Origin of the sequence: Vannielia litorea (genome assembly GCF_019801175.1) — a bacterium.
Classification (GTDB): Bacteria; Pseudomonadota; Alphaproteobacteria; order Rhodobacterales; family Rhodobacteraceae; genus Vannielia; species Vannielia litorea_B.
In genome coordinates this window covers 1,440,073-1,458,922 of record NZ_JAHVJR010000001.1, presented here as the reverse complement: position 1 = coordinate 1,458,922, position 18,850 = coordinate 1,440,073, and the positions used below count along the sequence as shown (strand labels likewise).

23 protein-coding genes are annotated in these 18,850 nt (G+C 65.7%); 17 read left to right on the top strand and 6 right to left on the bottom strand.

Annotated features, from left to right (window positions below):
- The first annotated feature begins 69 nt into the window (after positions 1–69).
- The 4 genes from KUV38_RS07220 to KUV38_RS07205 all read left to right on the top strand — a co-directional run bounded on the left by KUV38_RS07220 (position 70) and on the right by KUV38_RS07205 (position 3,267).
- Entirely contained in the window at positions 70–573 is a 504-nt protein-coding gene (locus KUV38_RS07220) for a DinB family protein (protein WP_222469397.1), read from the top strand.
- Between the two features lie 269 nt (positions 574–842).
- Positions 843–1,676 carry a YdiY family protein gene (locus KUV38_RS07215; RefSeq protein WP_222469396.1) on the top strand — a complete coding sequence of 278 codons (834 nt, stop codon included), beginning with the start codon at positions 843–845 and terminating at the stop codon, positions 1,674–1,676.
- Between the two features lie 102 nt (positions 1,677–1,778).
- The gene (locus KUV38_RS07210; RefSeq protein ID WP_222469395.1) at positions 1,779–1,940 is read left to right on the top strand and encodes a helix-turn-helix domain-containing protein; all 162 of its coding nucleotides are present in this window, start codon (positions 1,779–1,781) and stop codon (positions 1,938–1,940) included.
- Between the two features lie 73 nt (positions 1,941–2,013).
- Positions 2,014–3,267, top strand: coding sequence for a glutamate-5-semialdehyde dehydrogenase (locus tag KUV38_RS07205; RefSeq protein WP_222469394.1), 1,254 nt, complete (start codon positions 2,014–2,016; stop codon positions 3,265–3,267).
- Between the two features lie 146 nt (positions 3,268–3,413).
- On the opposite strand, the gene KUV38_RS07200 is transcribed toward KUV38_RS07205, so the two are convergent.
- Positions 3,414–3,995 (bottom strand): histidine phosphotransferase family protein, encoded by a 582-nt coding sequence (locus KUV38_RS07200; RefSeq protein WP_222469393.1) that lies wholly within the window; start codon positions 3,993–3,995, stop codon positions 3,414–3,416.
- A 23-nt stretch (positions 3,996–4,018) separates the two neighbouring features.
- Between KUV38_RS07200 and KUV38_RS07195 the strand changes: the two genes are divergently transcribed.
- The 4 genes from KUV38_RS07195 (at position 4,019) to KUV38_RS07180 (ending at position 6,925) form a co-directional block, all read left to right on the top strand.
- The gene (locus KUV38_RS07195; RefSeq protein WP_222469392.1) at positions 4,019–4,204 is read left to right on the top strand and encodes a DUF3553 domain-containing protein; all 186 of its coding nucleotides are present in this window, start codon (positions 4,019–4,021) and stop codon (positions 4,202–4,204) included.
- Between the two features lie 153 nt (positions 4,205–4,357).
- Positions 4,358–5,149, top strand: coding sequence for a GNAT family N-acetyltransferase (locus KUV38_RS07190; RefSeq protein ID WP_222469391.1), 792 nt, complete (start codon positions 4,358–4,360; stop codon positions 5,147–5,149).
- Entirely contained in the window at positions 5,146–6,024 is an 879-nt protein-coding gene (locus KUV38_RS07185) for a lysophospholipid acyltransferase family protein (protein WP_410001022.1), read from the top strand. Before KUV38_RS07190 ends, KUV38_RS07185 begins: the two co-directional genes overlap by 4 nt.
- Positions 6,025–6,361: 337 nt before the next feature.
- The gene (locus KUV38_RS07180) at positions 6,362–6,925 is read left to right on the top strand and encodes a hypothetical protein (protein WP_222469390.1); all 564 of its coding nucleotides are present in this window, start codon (positions 6,362–6,364) and stop codon (positions 6,923–6,925) included.
- Positions 6,926–7,243: 318 nt separating this feature from the next.
- Here the strand turns inward: KUV38_RS07180 and KUV38_RS07175 are convergent, their stop codons facing one another.
- Positions 7,244–7,864 (bottom strand): thiamine phosphate synthase, encoded by a 621-nt coding sequence (locus KUV38_RS07175; protein ID WP_222469389.1) that lies wholly within the window; start codon positions 7,862–7,864, stop codon positions 7,244–7,246.
- Between the two features lie 55 nt (positions 7,865–7,919).
- On the bottom strand, positions 7,920–8,252 hold the full coding sequence (locus KUV38_RS07170) for a TfoX/Sxy family protein (protein WP_222469388.1): 333 nt from the start codon (positions 8,250–8,252) through the stop codon (positions 7,920–7,922).
- A gap of 99 nt (positions 8,253–8,351) precedes the next feature.
- On the opposite strand from KUV38_RS07170, the gene KUV38_RS07165 reads away from it, so the two are divergent.
- From KUV38_RS07165 to KUV38_RS07155, 3 genes are all read left to right on the top strand, one after another.
- Positions 8,352–9,062 (top strand): RNA methyltransferase, encoded by a 711-nt coding sequence (locus KUV38_RS07165; protein WP_261385174.1) that lies wholly within the window; start codon positions 8,352–8,354, stop codon positions 9,060–9,062.
- A 64-nt stretch (positions 9,063–9,126) separates the two neighbouring features.
- Complete coding sequence (gene ctaA, locus KUV38_RS07160; protein WP_222469386.1) at positions 9,127–10,278, top strand: heme A synthase; 1,152 nt, start codon at positions 9,127–9,129, stop codon at positions 10,276–10,278.
- Between the two features lie 3 nt (positions 10,279–10,281).
- Positions 10,282–11,751: a carboxypeptidase M32 gene (locus tag KUV38_RS07155; RefSeq protein ID WP_222469385.1), complete on the top strand. Its 1,470-nt coding sequence runs from the start codon at positions 10,282–10,284 to the stop codon at positions 11,749–11,751.
- A 293-nt stretch (positions 11,752–12,044) separates the two neighbouring features.
- Here KUV38_RS07155 and KUV38_RS07150 read toward each other — a convergent pair whose 3' ends face one another.
- A complete protein-coding gene (locus tag KUV38_RS07150; RefSeq protein WP_222469384.1) occupies positions 12,045–12,836 on the bottom strand; it encodes an enoyl-CoA hydratase in 792 nt (263 codons plus the stop codon).
- 65 nt (positions 12,837–12,901) lie between these two features.
- Here KUV38_RS07150 and KUV38_RS07145 point away from each other — a divergent pair, with 65 nt between their 5' ends.
- The 3 genes from KUV38_RS07145 (at position 12,902) to rpsI (ending at position 14,434) form a co-directional block, all read left to right on the top strand.
- On the top strand, positions 12,902–13,336 hold the full coding sequence (locus KUV38_RS07145) for a PaaI family thioesterase (RefSeq protein ID WP_261385173.1): 435 nt from the start codon (positions 12,902–12,904) through the stop codon (positions 13,334–13,336).
- 147 nt (positions 13,337–13,483) lie between these two features.
- Entirely contained in the window at positions 13,484–13,942 is a 459-nt protein-coding gene (gene rplM, locus KUV38_RS07140; protein WP_222469383.1) for a 50S ribosomal protein L13, read from the top strand.
- A 3-nt stretch (positions 13,943–13,945) separates the two neighbouring features.
- On the top strand, positions 13,946–14,434 hold the full coding sequence (gene rpsI, locus KUV38_RS07135) for a 30S ribosomal protein S9 (RefSeq protein ID WP_222469382.1): 489 nt from the start codon (positions 13,946–13,948) through the stop codon (positions 14,432–14,434).
- Between the two features lie 73 nt (positions 14,435–14,507).
- On the opposite strand, the gene KUV38_RS07130 is transcribed toward rpsI, so the two are convergent.
- Positions 14,508–15,095 carry a hypothetical protein gene (locus KUV38_RS07130; protein WP_222469381.1) on the bottom strand — a complete coding sequence of 196 codons (588 nt, stop codon included), beginning with the start codon at positions 15,093–15,095 and terminating at the stop codon, positions 14,508–14,510.
- Between the two features lie 44 nt (positions 15,096–15,139).
- On the bottom strand, positions 15,140–15,736 hold the full coding sequence (locus KUV38_RS07125; RefSeq protein ID WP_222469380.1) for a HupE/UreJ family protein: 597 nt from the start codon (positions 15,734–15,736) through the stop codon (positions 15,140–15,142).
- Between the two features lie 301 nt (positions 15,737–16,037).
- Between KUV38_RS07125 and KUV38_RS07120 the strand changes: the two genes are divergently transcribed.
- The 3 genes from KUV38_RS07120 to KUV38_RS07110 are packed head-to-tail and all read left to right on the top strand — an operon-like array spanning position 16,038 to position 18,843.
- The gene (locus KUV38_RS07120; RefSeq protein WP_222469379.1) at positions 16,038–16,928 is read left to right on the top strand and encodes an ABC transporter permease; all 891 of its coding nucleotides are present in this window, start codon (positions 16,038–16,040) and stop codon (positions 16,926–16,928) included.
- Positions 16,925–17,752, top strand: a complete 828-nt coding sequence (locus tag KUV38_RS07115; RefSeq protein WP_222469378.1) for an ABC transporter permease — start codon at positions 16,925–16,927, stop codon at positions 17,750–17,752. The genes KUV38_RS07120 and KUV38_RS07115 overlap by 4 nt, the downstream gene beginning before the upstream one ends.
- A gap of 2 nt (positions 17,753–17,754) precedes the next feature.
- Positions 17,755–18,843, top strand: coding sequence for an ABC transporter ATP-binding protein (locus KUV38_RS07110; RefSeq protein ID WP_222469377.1), 1,089 nt, complete (start codon positions 17,755–17,757; stop codon positions 18,841–18,843).
- Positions 18,844–18,850: the final 7 nt, after the last annotated feature.

The following is an 18,850-nucleotide window of genomic DNA, read 5'->3' as shown; positions in this document are numbered from 1 at the left end:
CAGGGCCGGCCAGATTGACAGCGCCGCGCCCGCTGGCAAAACTTGCCCCGAACAACGAGAGGGACGGCGATGATCGGGGTCGAATGGGTGCGCATGATGGCGCGCTACAACGCCTGGCAAAACGAGCAGCTCATGGTCGCGGTGCGCCGCATCCCCGCCGCCGAGCTGACAGCGGATCGCGGCGCCTTCTTCGGCTCCATTCTCGGCACCCTAAACCACATCGTCTGGGGCGACCTGCTCTGGATGAGCCGGTTTGATCGCGGCCCCGGCCCCGAGTGCAGCCAGAAAAAGAGCGCCGCCTGCTTCCCCACCGCCGGCGCGTGGGAGGCCGCCCGCTTCCAGCTCGACGGGCGCATCAAGATCTGGGCCGCGGGGCTCAAGGAGGTCGCGCTCGTGGGGGACCTGTCGTGGTACTCCAAGGACTACGACGCGCATTACCGCAAACCCATGGGCGTCTGCGTCACCCAGCTCTTCAACCACCAGACCCACCACCGCGGCCAAGTCCACGCCATGCTCACCTCCATCGGCGTCGACCCGGGCGTGACAGACGTGCCCTTCCTGCCCGGCAACTGAGCCGCCCGCGCCTCACGGCCCTGTGCGGGAGCACACCCTGTTTCGGCATGAAATAGCCCGTGAGCTTACGCCACGGCATATGGAACCCGCTGAAATCGCTGGCATAAATCGTCGGCCACTCTCCGCTGATGTGCCTGTGTCGCAACGCTTTGGGCGAGCACGATTTCGTGTGCCCATCGTGTCCTTACCCTCGGTCTCCATCCCCTTATCTCTCTGCCCATCCCGTGGCCCACGAGGCCGCCGAACCCTCTGAGAAGGAACAGGAGACAATGAAAGCACCCGCCACCTTCGCCGCCATCGCGCTCGGCACCGTCACCAGCTTTGCCGCTGGCGCCGCGCTGGCCCAGACCACCACCTTCGACAACCGCGACGCCGCCGAGGATCGCCTCGAAGACCTGCAGGAAGACATCACCGACGATTACGACCGCGATGTCGATGCCTTCGGCAACACCGGCCGCAAGCTCGGTTTCGATGGCTCCGTCGCCCTGCGCTCTACCGCCCAATCGGGCAACAGCGACAGCTTCGACCTCGGCCTCGGCGCCAACCTCGGCTGGTACGACGGCACCAACGGCTTCGATTTCAACGTGGTCTACGACTACGGCGAGAGCGACGGCATCAAGGACACCGAGAGCCTGCTCTACGGCCTCGAATACACCCGTGACTTCGGCGACCGCTGGTATGCCTACGGTCAGGTCCAAGGCAGCCAGGACGACTTCGCCTCCTACCGCCGCGACACCTTCGCGGGCTTCGGTGTGGGCTACAAGGTCGTCGAGACCGCCAACACCGCATGGTACGTGTCGGCCGGCCCCGGCTACCGCTGGGCCGAACTCGCAGACGGCACCGAGATCGAGGAAGAGGCCGCCTCCATCGGCTCCAACTTCCAGACCCGGATCACCGACACGGTCTATCTGACCAACGACACCGACTTCATCTTCTCGGAGTCCGACAACGTGATCTACAACGACCTCGGCGTGAACGTGCGCATGTCCAACGCTCTGGCGCTGCGCACCTCGATCGCCACCGAGTACCACACCGATCCGCTGCCCGGTGACAAGAACACCGACAACACCTTCGGCGTGAGCCTCGTTTACAGCTTCAACTGATACGATTTCCCTCGTTATCAGAAGAAGGAGGCTCGCCCGGCAACGGGCGGGCCTTCTTTGTTGCGGCGTGCTATCAGGGCTGAAAGGCCCGGAGGCGCACAGATGAACGGGAATAGCCCTGACAAAGAGACCACCGCACTGGTGCTGGAGTGCTATGCCCGCGGCTATTCCACCCGGCAGGCCGCCGAGCGGGCAGGGGTCAGCACGCAGACGGTCGAGCGCATCGTGGGCGAGGCCATCGCCGCCCAGAACCGCCCCGCCTGACCCCGCCGCACGCCAAGCCCATTGAGCCGCGCCGCCCTGCGCGCTACATCCTCCTCCCAAAGGGAGTCCCGCGATGAAAGACCTCGACCAGAATATCCCCGCCCTCGTAGCCGACATGGGCCAACGCGCCCGCGCCGCCGCGGCCGAGCTGGCCTATGCCCCTGCCGAAGCTCGCAACGCCGCGCTCACCGCCGCCGGCCGCGCCCTCATCGCCTCCCTCCCGCAGATCCTCGAAGCCAACGCCGCCGACATGGACTATGGCCGCGACAAGGGCCTCAGCCCCGCGATGATGGACCGCCTGATGCTCGACGAAGGCCGCGTGCAAAGCATGGTGGACGGTCTCGAGGCCATCGCCGCCCAGCCCGACCCCGTCGGCGAGGTGATGGAAGAGTGGGATCAGCCCTCCGGCCTGCACATCCGCCGCGTCCGCACGCCCCTCGGCGTCATCGGCGTGATCTATGAGAGCCGCCCCAACGTGACCGCCGATGCCGGGGCGCTCTGCCTGAAGTCCGGCAACGCGGTGATCCTGCGCGGCGGCTCCGAGAGCTTCCATTCCTCCCGCGCCATCCACGCCGCCCTCGTCACCGGCCTGCGCGAGGCCGGGCTGCCCGAGGATGCGATTCAGCTCATGCCGACCCGCGACCGCGAGGCCGTGGCCGAGATGCTGCGGGCGACCGCCTATATCGACGTGATCGTGCCCCGCGGCGGCAAGGGCCTCGTCGGCCTCGTCCAGCGCGAGGCCCGCGTGCCTGTCTTCGCCCACCTCGAAGGCATCTGCCACGTCTATGTCGATGCCGCCGCCGATGCCGAGAAGGCAATGAAAGTGGTGCTCAACGCCAAGACCCGCCGGACCGGCATCTGCGGCTCCGCCGAATGCCTGCTGATCCACCGCAGCCAAACTGACCTCGGTCAGAAACTGGTGGACGCGCTGATGGAAGCCGGCGTCGAAGTCTATGCCGAGGGTCTCACCGGCACCCGGCCCGCCACCGAGGAGGATTTCGGCCGCGAGTTCCTCGACATGAAAATCGCCGCCCGCGTGGTCGACGACATCGACGCCGCCATCGCCCATATCCGCAAATATGGCTCGCAACACACCGAGGCGATCCTGACCGAGGATCAGGCCGCCGCCGACCGCTTCTTCCAACGGCTCGACAGCGCGATCCTGATGCACAACGCCTCGACCCAGTTCGCCGACGGCGGCGAGTTCGGCATGGGCGCCGAGATCGGCATCGCCACCGGCAAGATGCACGCCCGCGGCCCCGTCGGCGCCACCCAACTCACCAGCTTCAAATATCTGGTCACAGGCGACGGCACGACCCGCCCGTGATCTACCCGTAACCCGCTCATTTTCTTGCTCTAAATATCTCCGGGGGGTGTGGGGGGCTGGCCCCCCACTGACTGACGGCGCCACTAGCGCACCGTTTCAGCAGCGCGGGACACGCACCGTAGGTCGAGACCCGACCCAATCCCCCTTCAAAACCTCACCACAATCTCCCCATCCCCCCGCACAACCTCCAAATCTCGCCCCAGCGCCGCCACCGCCTTCGGCAGCAGCGCAAACTGCACCTTCGCCGGGCTCACCTCACCCGGCCCGCCCTGTGCCACGCACCAGGCTTCCTCCTCGCCGCGCATCCGCTCGGCCTGCGCCACGATCTCCCAACCCGGCTGCACCGTGATCACCCCGCCATAGGCCAGTTCCACCTCGAGGCAGTTGATCGCCAGAAAGATCGCCCGCAGCTCGTCGCGCGGCACCGCGCCCGGCTCGGGCCAGTCCACCGCCACCCGGCCGCCGCCGATGTAGCCCGCCAGCGTGTCGGCAATCTCGCTGCCGCTCACCGCCTGTCCCGGCTCCGCCCGTCCGAAGGCCACGCGGAAAAACCTGATCCGCCCCTGCGCCCCCGCCACACTCTCTTCCACCAGCGCCAGCTCCGGGCTGCCCTTCAGCCCGGTCATCGCCAGAAGCTCCATGCCATTGCCGATTGCCCCCACGGGGCTTATCAGGTCATGGCATATGCGCGAGGCCAGCTTCGCGGCCAGGTCGAAGTCGTCATCCATCTTTCTCTCCTCCGGAGCGCCCCATGTCCGCCGATCTCAACGCCATCCTCGAACCCGGCATGCTTGTCCGCCACCCCGGCGAGCCCGATTGGGGGCTGGGGCAGGTGCAATCCAACATCGGCGGCCGGATCACGGTGAACTTCGAGCACGCCGGCAAGGTGACGATCGACGGCAAGCGCATCCTCCTCGAAATTGTCTTTGACACCTGAGCTACGTCAATCTTGGTTAACATGTCATTAATGCCCCGCCCGGAAATCGCTCCCGTGCGGCAGCCCTCCGCCGGGGCTGGCCGGGTTGCATGGGGCGGGCGGGCTGCCTAAAACCCGGCGCAGGGGCCGAGGGCCAGGGTTGAGGCGGTCAGGATGAGCGGCGACGCACCAGAATTCGAGCTGCGGCTGGCCGCATCGGCCGCCGATCTCGCCGCGGCCCAGCGGCTCCGCTACGAGGTCTTCGTCGAGGAACTCGGCGGCGATGGCGAGATGGTCGACCATGCCGCCCGCCGCGAGGCCGATGCCTTCGACCCCCATTGCGACCACCTCCTGCTGATCGACCGCGCCCGCAGCGCCGATCTCGCCCCCGATGGCGGCGGCGCGGTTGTCGGCGTCTACCGCCTGCTGCCCGGCGACCGTCTGGCGGAGACCGGGCGCTTTTATACCGAGGGCGAGTATGACCTCACCCCGCTCAAAACCTCTGGCCGCAAGCTGCTGGAGCTGGGCCGCTCCTGCCTCGCGCCCGCATATCGCGGCGGCATCGCCATGTATCATCTCTGGGGCGCGCTCTGGGATTATGTCGAGGCCCGCGGGATCGACGTGCTCTTCGGCACCGCCTCCTTCCACGGCACCGACACTGCCGCGCTGGCCGCGCCGCTCTCCATGCTGCACCACAACCACCTCGCCCCCGAGGCCCTGCGCCCCGCCGCGCTGCCGCCCCACGGCACCGCGATGGATCTCATGCCCGAAGCCGCGCTCAACCGCGCCGAAGCCATGCGCGCCGTGCCCGCGCTCATCAAGGCTTACCTGCGGCTCGGCGGCTGGGTCGGGCAGGGGGCCTGGGTCGACCACGCCTTCAACACCACCGATGTCTGCCTCGTGCTCGACGCCACGCAGGTCAGCCCGCGCCAGGTCGCGATCTATCGCAAAGGCCGCAGCGGGTGACGCGCTTTTCCGGCCGAGACGGCAGCAGCGCGCCCGGCGCCACCCCGCTCTGGCACGGCGCCTCCGAGCTGCCCCCGCCACGCCTCGACGCCCTCGGCTGGGCGCGGGTGATCCTGCGCGGCGCCCCCCTCGGCATCATCACCTTCGGCTGCCTTGCCCTCCTGCTGCTTTGCCGCCTCATCGAGCGCCCGCTCTGCGGCCACCACCGCCCCGTCACCCCCTTCATCACCCAATTCGTCTGCAAATCCGCCTTCCTCTGCCTCGGAATGCGCCACCGCACCCTCGGCACCCCGATGGCCCATCGCGGCGCCATCGTCGCCAACCACGCCAGCTGGCTCGACATCTACGCGCTGAACGCCCCGCAGCGGATCTACTACGTCGCCAAGGCCGAGGTCGCCGGCTGGCCCGGCATCGGCTGGCTGGCGCGGGCCACCGGCACCGTCTTCATCCGCCGCGACAGGCGCGAGGCCAAGGCCCAGCAGGAGGTCTTCGAGGAGCGCCTGCGGATGAACCACCGCCTGCTGTTCTTCCCCGAAGGCACCAGCACCGACGGCCTCCGCGTGCTGCCCTTCAAGCCCACGCTGTTTCAGGCCTTCCACGCCCACGACATGCCCGAAATCCTGCACATTCAGCCGGTCACCGTGGCCTACCACGCCCCGCCGGGTGAGGATGCCCGCTTCTACGGCTGGTGGGGCGAGATGGATTTCGGCACCGGCCTCCTCCGCGTGCTCGGCGCCCGGCGGCAGGGCGCGGTGGAGATCGTCTTCCACGAGCCGATGCCTGTCGCCGGGGCAGGGGGCCGCAAGGCGCTGGCGGCGGCCTGCGAAGAGGCGGTGCGCGACGGGCTGGAGGCCCGGCTAGCCGCCCCCGACTGAGCGGAACATCGAGATGCTTGCGCGTGCCGCGGCCACACCATCAAAACGATAAAGTCTAAGTCAGCTTCTAGCCCCCGCGAACAGTCACAAACGTGCCGGAACCGCTAAGGTTTCCCGGCGGGGTTTTGTCTAGGCTAACCGACAGACTTGGCGACCGCAGGAGAGGAGGGGCAAAAAACGACCGTTCTTCACCAAGCGGTCTTGGGGTATCAAGCGCGCACAGTCAGCAAGCGAGACACGCAGCAAGAGTGTCGGCTCACTTGACCGGTCAGAGTCATTCTGGCTCAATCTTCCTTGTCGCCAAGTACCTTGCTTGCACCGTCGCTCTGAGTACAAAATGTCCTATGACCCCTTAAGCGCAGCATCCCGGCAGGCGAAGTCACGCTTACTAACCGCGTCTTCCATTCTTTTTATCATTGAATTGTTTGATGTTGAACTGACAAACATACCTGGATTTGGAATTGAGATCGAAGCCCCTGGTGCGGTTTTGAACTTTGTTTTTTTTACCGGTACGGTTTATCTGCTGATTATATTCTTGATATACGCTCTGCAAGACTTCTCTTACTCTACGGGCCCAGAGCGGTACCGCTTTGAGCTTGATCGACTAGAGAAAATTTTTAAAGATGAAGTTTCAAGTAATACTAGAGTTGAGCTGACCGAAGGTGAAATAATTGAAGGTATAGCGAAGAAGGAGCTTCGGACATTTCTAACACATACCGGTGAAGAAAAGAACATTAGAATGAAGTATGAGAAAATAAAATCTCAATATACTCTCTACAGAAATATAAGAGTTGCATCTGATCTTGTGTTTCCCGTTGGTTTTTCTCTTTTCTCTCTGGTATACGCCCTGACATGGGGAGAATTTCTTTCGAGCGCCAATATTTCACGGTCAGCGCCTTGAATCGCGGTTTTTGTCCAACGGCAGTGATAGCCGACCTTCGTTAAATGGCCGGAATGTCCCGCATAACGGGCCCTCGCATGGCAGACGTTCTGTGCAGCCGATACTACAACGGGCGGCCCGGCAGTGCGCCCCGAAACTCTGGCAACCCCGGCCGCGCGATCCGTTAACCTCTGCCGATTGTGCGAGAATCGCGTATGTATGGATTGTGCATCAGTTGTGCATCACTTCTGCATCCCCGGTTTTCAGGGTTAACGCCAAAATCGCCCCGAAAAACCGCCTCATGTGCGCAAATGCACAGAAATCCGCAGCAAACCCCGCTCAGGCCCCCGCCATCAGGCTCCGCAGCGCCGCCGCAGGGTCGTCCTCGGCCCAGATCTCCGGGCCGATCCCGAAGAAATCGGTCATCCCGGCCAGCGCCGTGATCCGGCCGGCGCTCAGCCCGCCCTCGGCCACAACCGGCACTTCGATCATCTGGCTCCACCACTCGAAGAGCCCGTCTTCGGCCACCGTGCCGTCACCCAGCCCGGTCGCGGAGACCGGCCCGAAGCTCACGTAATCTGCGCCCGCCTCACCGGCGCTCATCCCGTCATGCCGCGAGGCACCGCAATAGGCGCCCACGATCGCATCCTCGCCCAGCGCCTTGCGCGCCGCCCGTACACTCCGCGCGCCGTCGGTCAGGTGAACGCCGTCCAGCCCCAGCCGCTCGACCATGTTCAGATGCCGCTCGATCACCAGCGCCACGTCGCGCGCATGGGCCACCTCGCGCAGGCTGTCAGCGGTGCGGGCCACCTCATCCTCGTCGTTCGAGGCCAGCGCCAGCCGCAGGCAGGCCACCTCAACGGCATCGAGAACCGCCGCCAACCGATTGGGAAAGCTGGAGAGTTCCACCGCTTGCGGGGTGATGAGGTAGATCTGGGGCGCCTCTTGCGGCTCGGCCATTTTCGGCTCCATTGTCGCGGGTTTCCGGCCCTATACCGGGGATTTGCGGGCTTGGCTACTTCGGCGGCAACGCCTGCACATAGGCCAGCGCCAGCGCCATCAGCCGCGCGCGGGTGTCATCGTCGCCCATCGCCGTGTCATCGGCGCGGATGAACCCGCCCATCCGCCGCCCGCCCATCTGCATCACCCGCGTGCCGGGCAGCGCCAGCGCCTCGCCTTCCGCCTCCTTGCCGACCCGAAACATCGTGTCCGACCAGCCCGAAGCGCCGCAGACCATGTTGCCCTTCAGCAGAAAGCACAGCCCCCCGAACATGCGCTTTTCTTCCACGTCGGGCAGGCCCTCCAGCCCCTCGCGCAGCTGCTCCGCGATCCCCTCGTCATAGGCCATTGCACCGGCTCCTCCGTGAAATCTCCGGCCAACTTGTGCCAGATGCACAGGTATCGTATCACCCGCGCCATTCCGCAGGGCAAGCAAGGTGCTGACAACATGGATCCCGTCTTCGTACTTGTGCGCCCGCAGATGGGCGAGAACATCGGCGCGGCGGCCCGTGCGATGTGGAATTTCGGCCTCGACCGGATGCGCATCGTCTCCCCGCGCGACGGCTGGCCCAACCCCCGCGCGGCGGCGCTGGCGAGCGGGGCAGGGCGGCTGCTCGACAATGCCAAGATCTGCGACAGCGTCGCCGAGGCGGTGGCCGATTGCCGCACCATCTATGCCACCACCGCCCGCCCACGCGGCCTGACCAAGCCGGTGCTGACCCCCGAAGAGGCGATGGCCGACGCCCGCCGCCGCTCCGCCGCAGGCCAGCGCGTGGCGGTGCTCTTCGGCCCCGAACGTTCGGGGCTGGAAAACGAGGATGTCGCCCGCGCCAGCTCGATCATCACCGTGCCGGTGAACCCCGAGTTCTTTTCGCTCAACCTTGGCCAGGCCGTGCTTTTGATGGCCTATGAGTATGGCCGCCACGACCTGCCGCGCGGCGAGGAGGCCCCGGCCGAACCCGCCTCCGGGGTCGAGATCGAAAAGCTCGGCGACCACTGGGAGGAGCGGCTGGAGGAGGCCGGGTTCTTCTTCCCCGAGGAGAAGGCCGCCGGGATGAAACTGGTGCTCCGCAACATGTGGCCGCGCCTCATGCTCACCCGCTCCGATGTGCAAATGCTCCACGGCGCGCTCAAGCAGCTCCTGCGCGGCAAGTCTTGAGACCCGTCGCTGGCCGCGCTACCTGAATGCGCGAACAGCCAGACGAGCGAGCACAGGAACGACAATGGCCGGAAAACGCAGCATCTTCGAAGAGGTCGGTGAGGGCGAGGTCCCCCGCAGCGCCCCCCGCGAAACCGGGCTGATCGACAAGGGCAGCCGCTCCGGCGCCCGCCTGAACATCCGCAGCTGGCTGGTGCTGCTCTTTGCGCTGGTGGTGGTGATGATCCTCGTCGGCGGCCTCACCCGGCTCACCGACAGCGGCCTTTCGATCACCGAGTGGAATGTGGTCAAGGGCGCGATCCCGCCGCTGAACGAGGCCGACTGGCAGCTTGCCTTCGACAAATACAAGACGATCCCCGAGTACGAATTGCAGAACAAGGGCATGTCGCTGGCCGAGTTCAAAACGATCTACTGGTGGGAGTGGGGACACCGCCAGCTTGGCCGACTGATCGGGCTGGTCTGGGCCGCCGGCTATCTCTACTTCCTGCTGCGCGGGCAAATCCCCACCGGCTGGAAAACCCGCCTGCTGATCCCCGGCGTCCTGGGCGGCATCCAGGGCTCCATCGGCTGGTGGATGGTCCACTCCGGCCTCTCCGGCGAGATGACCGATGTCGCCTCCTACCGGCTGGCCACCCACCTCGGCCTTGCCTTCGCGATCCTCGGGTTGCTGGCGTGGTACATCCTGATGCTTTCCCGCCCCGAGCGCGAGATCATGCAGGCCCGCCGCGCCCGCGAGCGCCGCATTTTCGGCCTCGGCACCGGGCTGATGCACTTCGCCTTCCTCCAAATCCTCATCGGAGCGCTGGTGGCGGGCATCGACGCAGGCCGCAACTATATCGACTGGCCGCTGATGGCGGGCGGCTTCACGCCCCCCGGCATGTGGGAGATCACCCCGCTCTGGCGCAACTTCTTCGAGAATGACGGCACCGTGCAGTTCATCCACCGCATGGTGGCCTATGCGCTCTTCGCCTTCGGCCTCTTCGCATGGGTCCGCTCGCGCCGCTCCGCCTATGCCGCCACCCGCCGTGCTTTCGACTGGGCGATGGTGCTGCTCTTCGGGCAGGTGGTGCTGGGCATCGTCACGGTGATGCACTCCGCCCCGTGGCACATCGCCATAACCCATCAGGCGCTCGGCGTGGCGCTCTGGGTCGTAATCATCCGCGCCCGCTTCCTCGCGGGCTACCCCAAGGCCGGAACCCTCCGGGAAGGACTTTAAACCATGACCGCATTCGATGACCTGATGGCCCACAACCGCGAGACCGAGGCCCTCGGCCAGGTCATGGGCCGCCTTGGCTGGGATCAGGAAACCATGATGCCGCGCGGCTCTGCCGAGCAGCGCGGTGACGAAATGGCCGCGCTCTCCGGCGTGCTCCACGCCCGCCGGATCGACCCGCGCATCGGCGACTGGCTCGGCACCGCGCAGGCCCCCGATGCCGCCGGAGACGCGGCTCTGCGTCTCATCCGCCGCAGCTTCGAGCGCACCACCAAGGTGCCCGCCAAGCTCGCCGCCCAGCTCGCCAAGACCACCTCCATCGCGCAGGGCAAATGGGCTGAGGCCCGCAAGGCGCAGGATGTGGCTGCCTTCGTGCCGGTGCTGGACGAGGTGCTGAAACTCAAGCGTGAGGAGGCCGCCGCGCTGGCCTCCGGCGGCGATCTCTACGATGCCCTGCTGGATGATTACGAGCCCGGCGCAAAGGCGGCGGACCTCGAAGCCATGTTCGGCGCCCTCCGCCCGCGCCTCGTGGCGCTGCGCGAGGCCGTCCTCGGCTCCGAGCATCAGCCCGCCGAATTGACAGGCAACTACCCGGAAGCCACCCAGATCGCGCTCTCCCGCAAGCTCGCCGAGGCCTTCGGCTATGATTTCTCCCGCGGCCGGATCGACAAGGCCGTGCATCCCTTCAGCTCCGGCTCCGGCAACGATGTGCGCATCACCACCCGCGTGGCAGAGGATGACCCGTTCAACTGCTTCTACTCCACCATCCACGAGGTCGGCCACGCCTGCTACGAGCAGAACATCTCGCAAGACTACCTGCTGACCCCGATGGGGCAGGGGGTCTCGATGGGGGTGCATGAGAGCCAGAGCCGCATCTACGAAAACCAGATGGGCCGGGGCCGCGCCTTCACCGGCTGGCTGCATAGCCAGATGGAAGAGGCCTTCGGCCCGCTCGGAACGGATGCCGATGCCTTCTATGCCACCGTGAACAAGGTGAAGCCCGGCTACATCCGCACCGAGGCCGACGAGGTGCAATACAACCTCCACGTCCTGCTGCGCTTCGACCTCGAGCGTGACCTCGTGGCCGGCAAGCTGGAGGCGGCGGATCTTGAGGAGGCATGGAACGCCCGCTTCGAGCGCGACTTCGGCTACCCGGTCGACAAGCCCTCCAACGGCTGCCTGCAGGATGTCCACTGGTCGGTCGGCCTCTTCGGCTACTTCCCGACATACAGCCTCGGCAATGTCTACGCCGGTTGCCTGATGAAGGCGCTGCGCGAGGCCGTGCCGGGCATTGATGCCGCGCTGGCCTCGGGCGATGCCACCCCGGCCACCGCATGGCTCAAGGCGAACCTCCAGCAGCACGGCGGGCTACGCACCCCGCGCGACACCATCCAGCACGCCTGCGGCTTCGCCCCCTCCGAGGCCCCGCTGCTGGACTATCTCGAAGAGAAGTTCGGTGCGATCTACAAGCTGTGACTTGGGCGGTGCGCTATAAATGCGCACCCTACGGTCGAGCAATGCCACGCACGGAATCAACCCAAAGGCGCCGTGCAGCGCCGTCCCGTCCCCCGGGGCGGCGCTTCGGTGAGGTTGGGAGTCACCTCTGACGTGAGATGACCACCCAACCATAAAATGCCACGAACCGCCGTTGCGAGCGCCACCCCACGGGACGGCGCTGCCCGGCTTGCGTGGAACAGGGGAGTTTGCTGGAAAGTCGGGAGAATTTGAGCCCGCCCCCTTAAACGCTTCGTAAACCCTCTACGCCATCCTCACCCCTGCCAATCCGGTGGGCGCTTCTCGATGAAAGCGGTGATCCCTTCGTCGGTGTCGCGCCAGAGCATGTTCTCGACCATCACCTCCGCCGCATTTGCATAGGCCTCGGCTGTCGTCAGAGGAAGCTGATCATAAAACGCCCGCTTGCCGATCTTCACCGCCGCGCCGAGCTTGCTGGCCACCACATCGGCCAGCGCGCGGGTCTCGGCCTCCAGCGCCGCCTCCGGAACCACCCGGTTGACCAGCCCTACCTCGCGGGCGCGGCCTGCTTCGATGAATTCGCCCGTGGTGAGCATCTCGAAGGCCACCTTGGGCGCCACGTTGCGCGAAAGCGCCACCATCGGGGTCGAGCAGAAGAGGCCGATGTTCACCCCGTTCACCCCGAACCGCGTGCCTTCAGCGGCCACCGCCATGTCGCAGCTCGCCACCAGCTGGCAGCCCGCCGCGGTGGCGATGCCATGCACCTGCGCGATCACCGGCTGGGGCAGGGTCTGCAACCCCATCATCACCGCCGAGCAACGGGCAAAGAGATCCTCGAAGTATCCGCGCCCCTTGTCCTCGGCCTGCCGCCCGGCCTGCATCTCCTTCAGGTCATGCCCGGCGCAAAACACCTTGCCCGCCCCGCGCAGGATCACCACGCGCACCGTGCTGTCGCCCTCCAGCGCCGCGATCTCGCCCGCCAGCGCGGCGAGCAACTCGTCAGAGAGCGCATTCAGCGCGCCGGGCCGGTTCAGCGTGAGTTCCGCAACGTTACCCCGGTCCACCCGGGTCAGCACAGGGTCAGTCATCTTGCCATTCCTCCCAATGGCAGAAACTCTGGGCCGCAGAGATACGGAGTGCAAGAGGAGGGGGCATGTTCGATCAGGTGGTGATGGACAAGAGCGCGCTGGAGCGGTTCATCGAAACCGAGTTCAGCCAGGTGCAGGGCGATTTCTCGGTGGAGGAGATCACGCCAGATGGCGTGCTGGTGCGGCTGCTAACGCAAGACAAGCACCTGCGCCCCGGCGGCACGGTCTCGGGGCCGTCGATGTTCGGGCTGGTGGACGTGGGGATGTATTTCGCCGTGCTCTCCCGCATCGGCCCGGTCGCCCTGACCGTGACCACGAACTGTTCGATCGACTTCATGCGCAAACCCGAAGCCGGGCGCGACCTGATCTGCACCGCGCGGCTGCTGAAACTGGGCCGCACGCTCGCGGTGGGGGAGTGCCACCTGCGCTCCGAGGGCCGCGAAGAGGTGGTTGCACGGGCCAGCCTGACCTACGCGATCCCGCCAAAACGCCCCGAATAATGGGGTAAAATAATACCGTTATTACAAGCCGTTGAAATCGCACCATTAATCCAAGGCAATGCCTCTTGACTGGCCGCGCCAGATGCTTAGAACGGCGCAATCGAATGCCAAGGGCGCCCCGGCGGCGCCCACCAAGAGGAACGAGAGATGAAAACCTTCACTGCCACCCCGGCAGACATCGACAAGAAGTGGATCCTGATCGACGCCGAGGGCGTGGTTCTGGGCCGCCTCGCCTCGATCGTCGCCATGCGCCTTCGCGGCAAGCACAAAGCCACTTTCACCCCGTCGCAGGACATGGGTGACAACGTGATCATCATCAACGCCGACAAGGTGCAGCTCACCGGCGCCAAGCGTGACAAGCCGAACTACTGGCACACCGGCTACCCGGGCGGCATCAAGTCCCGCACCACCGGCCAGATCCTCGAGGGTGCCCACCCCGAGCGCGTTGTCATGCAGGCCGTCAAGCGCATGCTGCCCGGCAACAAGCTGAGCCGCCAGCAGATGACCAACCTGCGCGTCTATGCAGGCGCCGAGCACCCCCACGAGGCCCAGAGCCCCGAGGTGCTGGACGTCAAATCCATGAACAAAAAGAACACGAGGGTCTGATAGATGGCCGACCAAGTGAATTCGCTCGAAGAGCTGGGCACCGTCGCCGAAGGCGCTGCCCCCGTGACCGAAGAAGTCATCAACCGTGAGCCCCAGCGCGACGAGCTGGGCCGCGCCTACGCCACCGGCAAGCGGAAGGACGCGGTCGCCCGTGTCTGGATCAAGCCCGGCTCCGGCAAGGTCATCGTGAACGGCAAGGATCAGGACAAGTACTTTGCCCGCCCCGTGCTGCAACTCATCCTCCGCCAGCCCTTCCAGGTTGCTGGTGTGGAAGGCGAGTTCGACGTGCACGCCACCGTCAAAGGCGGCGGTCTGACCGGTCAGGCTGGTGCGGTGAAGCACGGCATCTCCAAGGCCCTGCAGCTCTACGAACCCTCGCTCCGTGGCGCCCTCAAGGCCGCCGGCTTCCTCACCCGCGACAGCCGCGTGGTCGAGCGGAAGAAGTACGGTAAGCCGAAGGCCCGCAAGAGTTTCCAGTTCTCCAAGCGTTAAGCTCCGGAGCACAAGATTTGTGGAAGGCCTGCCGCTCCGGTGGGCCTTTTGCTTTTGGGGTGGTGGAGGCCGGTCAGACCGGCGGGCGCAACTCGAAGGCCAGTGCCAGCAGCAACATGGCCGCGCACCACGACGCGCCGGTGCGCCATGCGATGTTCAGCCACTTGGCCTCGCCCCAACGGTCAAAGCTCATCCGCACAACGGCAGTCGTGGCCACGGCAATGAGCAGCGTCGCAAAGCAGATGCCGACGTAGATCGAGACCGGCAGGCTGCCAAATGGATGTTCATCGAGCGCCCCAAGCATTACCGCGATGCCCGCTACGAACCCTGCCGACGTGCCGAGCGCCCGCTGTGGCGCCAGCCCAGAGGCGGCGAGCAGGGCTACGCAGAGCCCGGCCACATGCGGGGCCAGGCCAGCCAATGTGGGTTGAAACGTCGAAAGGGCAATCCCCAAGGCAATGCCGGGCAGAAAGCCAATGAACAAGGGCCGCGCTCCCAGCCGGTGCCAAAGCCCGGTCAGAATGCCCAGCGCAACGAGGCAAACAAGGGCAGGGGGCCATGACAGCGGCACAGAGGCCCCCTCGACAAAGCTGGCGTATTGGTCGGCTCCGGCGGTGAACTCATGCGCTGCAGCCCGCGTGGCCAGCAGGGCCGCAGCCATGCAGGCCGCCGCACGGGCGGCGCGCCGTCCAAAGGGTGTCACGCTCAGGCCAGACCGGCCAGAAACAGCCCGCCCACGGCGGCAATCACCACACCGGCAGCCCGCACCACCATCCGCCCGGCGGCATGGCCGGTGAACAGGCCCAGCCCGATGCCGATGGCATGGAGCAGCCCGGTGCCCACCACGAAGCCCACGCCATAGGCCAGCGGGTTGGCGGCCTCCGGCAACTCGGTCCCGTGCGCATGGCCGTGGAAGATGGCAAAGGCCCCAACGATCACCGCCGCCACCCAAAGCGGCGCCTTCACGAAGAAAGCCACCAGCAGGCCGAGCACCACGCCCGAAAGAGCGATGCCGGTCTCGATTGCCGGGATCGGAATGCCCATCACCCCCAGCGCGCCGCCAAAGGCCATCACGAGCGGAAAGACCACCGGCAGCACCCACATGGCGGGCGCGCCAAGCACAGCGCCCCAGAGGCCCACGGCGACCATCGCCACCACGTGGTCCCACCCGAGGATGGGGTGCAGGAAGCCCGAGAGCAATCCGCCCGCAAGCCCCTCGCCAGTATGCGCCAGCGCCGGGCCCGCCAGCACCGCGAGTGCGGCGGTCAGGAACAGGGTCGAAGTGGTGAATTTGCTCTGCATCGGTCAGCCCCCATGGTGTGTTACCCTCATTGGTATAGAGTTCTGCCCATCCCACAAGCCCTGCAATCACAGGCCCTGAAAACCGGGCCGCCGCGCAGGCCGGAGCGCTCCGATGTGTCAGTCTCTTGACAGGGCTGCAGTCCTGACCTATATCTATTCACGATCTCCTGGGGCGTGTTTCATTGGAAGCACGCCCCATTTGATTCCGTCTTCCTACCGCCAAACATCCCTTTTGCCGCGCTGCCGAAAATCACCCCTTGAGCGTGACTGTGTTTCGCATAACCTCCCCAGAACCAAAGCAATGTCGGGGGACAGGCGATTGAGCGCAGGCCAGGGGCTGAGCGAAGCGAAAAAGGGGTTGCTGCTGGCCGCGCCGCCGGGGCTCTACGCCATCCTTCTTCTGGCCGTCCCTCTGGGCGCGGTGCTCCTGCTGTCGTTCTGGAGCCAGGACTTTCTGACGCTGGACCGCAGCTTCACCCTCAAGAACTATCGCGAGGCCTTCTCCGAGCCGCTCTACATGCTGCTCTTGGGCCGCTCGCTGCTGATCTCCGGCGCGGTCACCCTCGTCACCGTGTTGCTCGCTTTCCCGATCGCCTATTTCGTCTCGTTCCACGTGCGGCCAGAGCGCAAGTCGCTCTGGATCTTCCTCATCACCATCCCGTTCTGGACCAGCTACCTGATCCGCGTGTTCCTGTGGAAGGTGATCCTCGGCTACAACGGCGTGCTCAACACCGCGCTGCTCGGCGTGGGCTTCATCGACGAGCCGCTGACCTTCATCCTGTACAACGCCAACGCTGTGGTGATCACGCTGGCCCACGCCTTCGCCCCCTTTGCGATCCTGCCGATTTTCGTCGCGCTCGAAAAGATCGACCGCTCGCTGCTCGAGGCCTCGCGTGATCTTGGCGAGGGGACTGTGCGCACCTTCACCCGTGTCACCCTGCCGCTGGCCATGCCCGGCGTGGTGGCGGCGATCCTGATCGTCTTCATCCCCACCATCGGAGACTATGTGACGCCCGATCTGGTGGGCGGGCCGAACGGGCTGATGATCGCCAACATGATCCAGACCCAGTTCCTCAAGCTCAACAACGCGCCAATGGGCGCCGCGTTGGCAGTCATCGCGATGGTCTACGTCTCGGTCATCTCGCTGCTCATCGTGCTGGTCACGATGCGCTGGAGCCGGAGGGGCGCATGAGCGGCTGGCTGTCAAAACGCGGCGGGTGGCTGGGCGTTTATGCCATCTTCTACCTCGTCTTTCTCTACGCGCCGATCTTCCTGCTGCCGACCTTCGCCTTCAATGACAGCACGGTCATCGCCTTTCCGTTGCAGGGCTTCACCACCGAGTGGTTCTCGGGCCTGTCCGGCGTGCCTGCGCTCACCGGCGCGGTCAAAACCTCGCTGCTCATCGCCGTGACCTCGGCGCTGCTGGCCACCACGCTCGGCCTCTGCGCCGCACGGGCGGGCGTGCGCTACCGCTTCCCCGGCAAGGGGCCGATCATGGGGCTGATCATGGTGCCGCTGGTGCTGCCAGAGATCATCGTCGGCGTCTCGCTGCTGGTGGTGATCGTCTCGATCCTCGGCCTGCCGCTGTCGAGTTGGACGGTGATCCTCGGCCACACGCTGATCTGCACGCCCTTCGCCGTAGCCATCCTCAACGCCTCCTACCAGTCGCTCGATACCTCGCTGGAAGAGGCCGCCATCGACCTTGGCGAAACCCCGGCCAGTACCTTCCGGCTCATCACCCTGCCGCTGATCATGCCGGGCATCATCGCCTCGCTGCTGATCTCCTTCACCATCTCGCTCGACGAGTTCATCATCGCCTTCTTCCTCACCGGCGCGGAGCCGACGCTGCCGGTCTACATCTGGTCGCAGCTCCGCTTTCCGCAGAAGCTGCCCATCGTCATGGCGCTCGGCACCATCCTCGTGGCCGCCTCGATCGTGATGCTCACCCTCGCCGAAATCATGCGCCGCCGAGGCCTCAAGAAGGCCGGCAAGAAAGACACCGGAGGCTTCCTCTGACCATGAAACCACTCATCACCCTCTCCGGCCTGCACAAGAGCTTCGGCGATGTCGAGGTGCTCAAGGGCATCGAGGCCGAGATCGGGGAGGGCGAGTTCTTCTCGCTTCTCGGACCGTCCGGTTGCGGCAAGACAACGCTGCTGCGGATCATCGCCGGTTTCGAGACCCCCACCAGCGGCGTGCTCAGCATCGACGGGCGCGACATGAGCACAGTGCCCGCCAACAAGCGGCCCACCAATATGGTGTTCCAGTCCTACGCCGTGTTTCCGCATCTGTCGGTGGCGCAAAACGTGGGCTTCGGCCTGCGCCGGTCGGAGCTGTCGAAGGCCGAGAAGGCCAAGAAGATTGAAGAAGCGCTCGGCATGGTCGGCCTCGCCGGGCTTGGCGGGCGGGCGGCTCATGCGCTCTCGGGCGGGCAACGCCAGCGGGTCGCTCTGGCCCGAGCGCTGATCCTCGAGCCCAAGGTGCTGCTGCTCGACGAGCCGCTCTCGGCGCTCGACAAGAAGCTGCGTGAGCAGATGCAAAGCGAGCTGCGGCGTCTGCAACGGCAGGTGGGCATCACCTTCATCCTCGTCACCCACGATCAGGAAGAAGCGCTCATCATGTCCGACCGGATCGCAGTGATGTTCGATGGCCAGATCGCCCAGCTTGCCCCGCCGCAGGAGCTCTACCGCCGCCCCGTGTCCCGCCGGGTCGGAGATTTCATCGGGGTGATGAACTTCCTGCCCGCCGAGGCGCGGCTGGAAGAGGGGCGCGACATCGCGGTGGAGATCGCCGGCCTCGGCCGCACCGTGCTGGAGCAGGAGCAATGCCCGGCAGGCTTCGTCAACGGCCGCGGCGCGGTAGGCGTGCGCCCCGAGAGCCTTTCGGTGCTGTTCGACGGCGAGCAGGCGCGCGGTGAGGTGGCCGAGGGCGAGGTGGCCGAGGTGATCTACTACGGCGACATGACCTATTACGAGATCGCGCTGCCCGGCGCACCTGAGCGGCTGACTGTCTCTATGAAGAACCGGGCAGGGCGCCCCGTGCTGGAACGCGGCGCGGCGGCGCGGCTGGAGTGGGATGCCTCTTCGCTGATCTACTTCCCGTCGTAAGGAAAAT

Bases quoted from the DNA above. Each gene is read 5' to 3' on its own strand.
- KUV38_RS07220 (WP_222469397.1), top strand. From the start codon at position 70: ATGATCGGGGTCGAATGGGTGCGCATGATGGCGCGCTACAACGCCTGG.
- KUV38_RS07215 (WP_222469396.1), top strand. From the start codon at position 843: ATGAAAGCACCCGCCACCTTCGCCGCCATCGCGCTCGGCACCGTCACC.
- KUV38_RS07210 (WP_222469395.1), top strand. From the start codon at position 1,779: ATGAACGGGAATAGCCCTGACAAAGAGACCACCGCACTGGTGCTGGAG.
- KUV38_RS07205 (WP_222469394.1), top strand. From the start codon at position 2,014: ATGAAAGACCTCGACCAGAATATCCCCGCCCTCGTAGCCGACATGGGC.
- KUV38_RS07200 (WP_222469393.1), bottom strand. From the start codon at position 3,995: ATGGATGACGACTTCGACCTGGCCGCGAAGCTGGCCTCGCGCATATGC.
- KUV38_RS07195 (WP_222469392.1), top strand. From the start codon at position 4,019: ATGTCCGCCGATCTCAACGCCATCCTCGAACCCGGCATGCTTGTCCGC.
- KUV38_RS07190 (WP_222469391.1), top strand. From the start codon at position 4,358: ATGAGCGGCGACGCACCAGAATTCGAGCTGCGGCTGGCCGCATCGGCC.
- KUV38_RS07180 (WP_222469390.1), top strand. From the start codon at position 6,362: ATGTCCTATGACCCCTTAAGCGCAGCATCCCGGCAGGCGAAGTCACGC.
- KUV38_RS07175 (WP_222469389.1), bottom strand. From the start codon at position 7,864: ATGGCCGAGCCGCAAGAGGCGCCCCAGATCTACCTCATCACCCCGCAA.
- KUV38_RS07170 (WP_222469388.1), bottom strand. From the start codon at position 8,252: ATGGCCTATGACGAGGGGATCGCGGAGCAGCTGCGCGAGGGGCTGGAG.
- KUV38_RS07165 (WP_261385174.1), top strand. From the start codon at position 8,352: ATGGATCCCGTCTTCGTACTTGTGCGCCCGCAGATGGGCGAGAACATC.
- ctaA (WP_222469386.1), top strand. From the start codon at position 9,127: ATGGCCGGAAAACGCAGCATCTTCGAAGAGGTCGGTGAGGGCGAGGTC.
- KUV38_RS07155 (WP_222469385.1), top strand. From the start codon at position 10,282: ATGACCGCATTCGATGACCTGATGGCCCACAACCGCGAGACCGAGGCC.
- KUV38_RS07150 (WP_222469384.1), bottom strand. From the start codon at position 12,836: ATGACTGACCCTGTGCTGACCCGGGTGGACCGGGGTAACGTTGCGGAA.
- KUV38_RS07145 (WP_261385173.1), top strand. From the start codon at position 12,902: ATGTTCGATCAGGTGGTGATGGACAAGAGCGCGCTGGAGCGGTTCATC.
- rplM (WP_222469383.1), top strand. From the start codon at position 13,484: ATGAAAACCTTCACTGCCACCCCGGCAGACATCGACAAGAAGTGGATC.
- rpsI (WP_222469382.1), top strand. From the start codon at position 13,946: ATGGCCGACCAAGTGAATTCGCTCGAAGAGCTGGGCACCGTCGCCGAA.
- KUV38_RS07130 (WP_222469381.1), bottom strand. From the start codon at position 15,095: ATGGCTGCGGCCCTGCTGGCCACGCGGGCTGCAGCGCATGAGTTCACC.
- KUV38_RS07125 (WP_222469380.1), bottom strand. From the start codon at position 15,736: ATGCAGAGCAAATTCACCACTTCGACCCTGTTCCTGACCGCCGCACTC.
- KUV38_RS07120 (WP_222469379.1), top strand. From the start codon at position 16,038: ATGTCGGGGGACAGGCGATTGAGCGCAGGCCAGGGGCTGAGCGAAGCG.
- KUV38_RS07115 (WP_222469378.1), top strand. From the start codon at position 16,925: ATGAGCGGCTGGCTGTCAAAACGCGGCGGGTGGCTGGGCGTTTATGCC.
- KUV38_RS07110 (WP_222469377.1), top strand. From the start codon at position 17,755: ATGAAACCACTCATCACCCTCTCCGGCCTGCACAAGAGCTTCGGCGAT.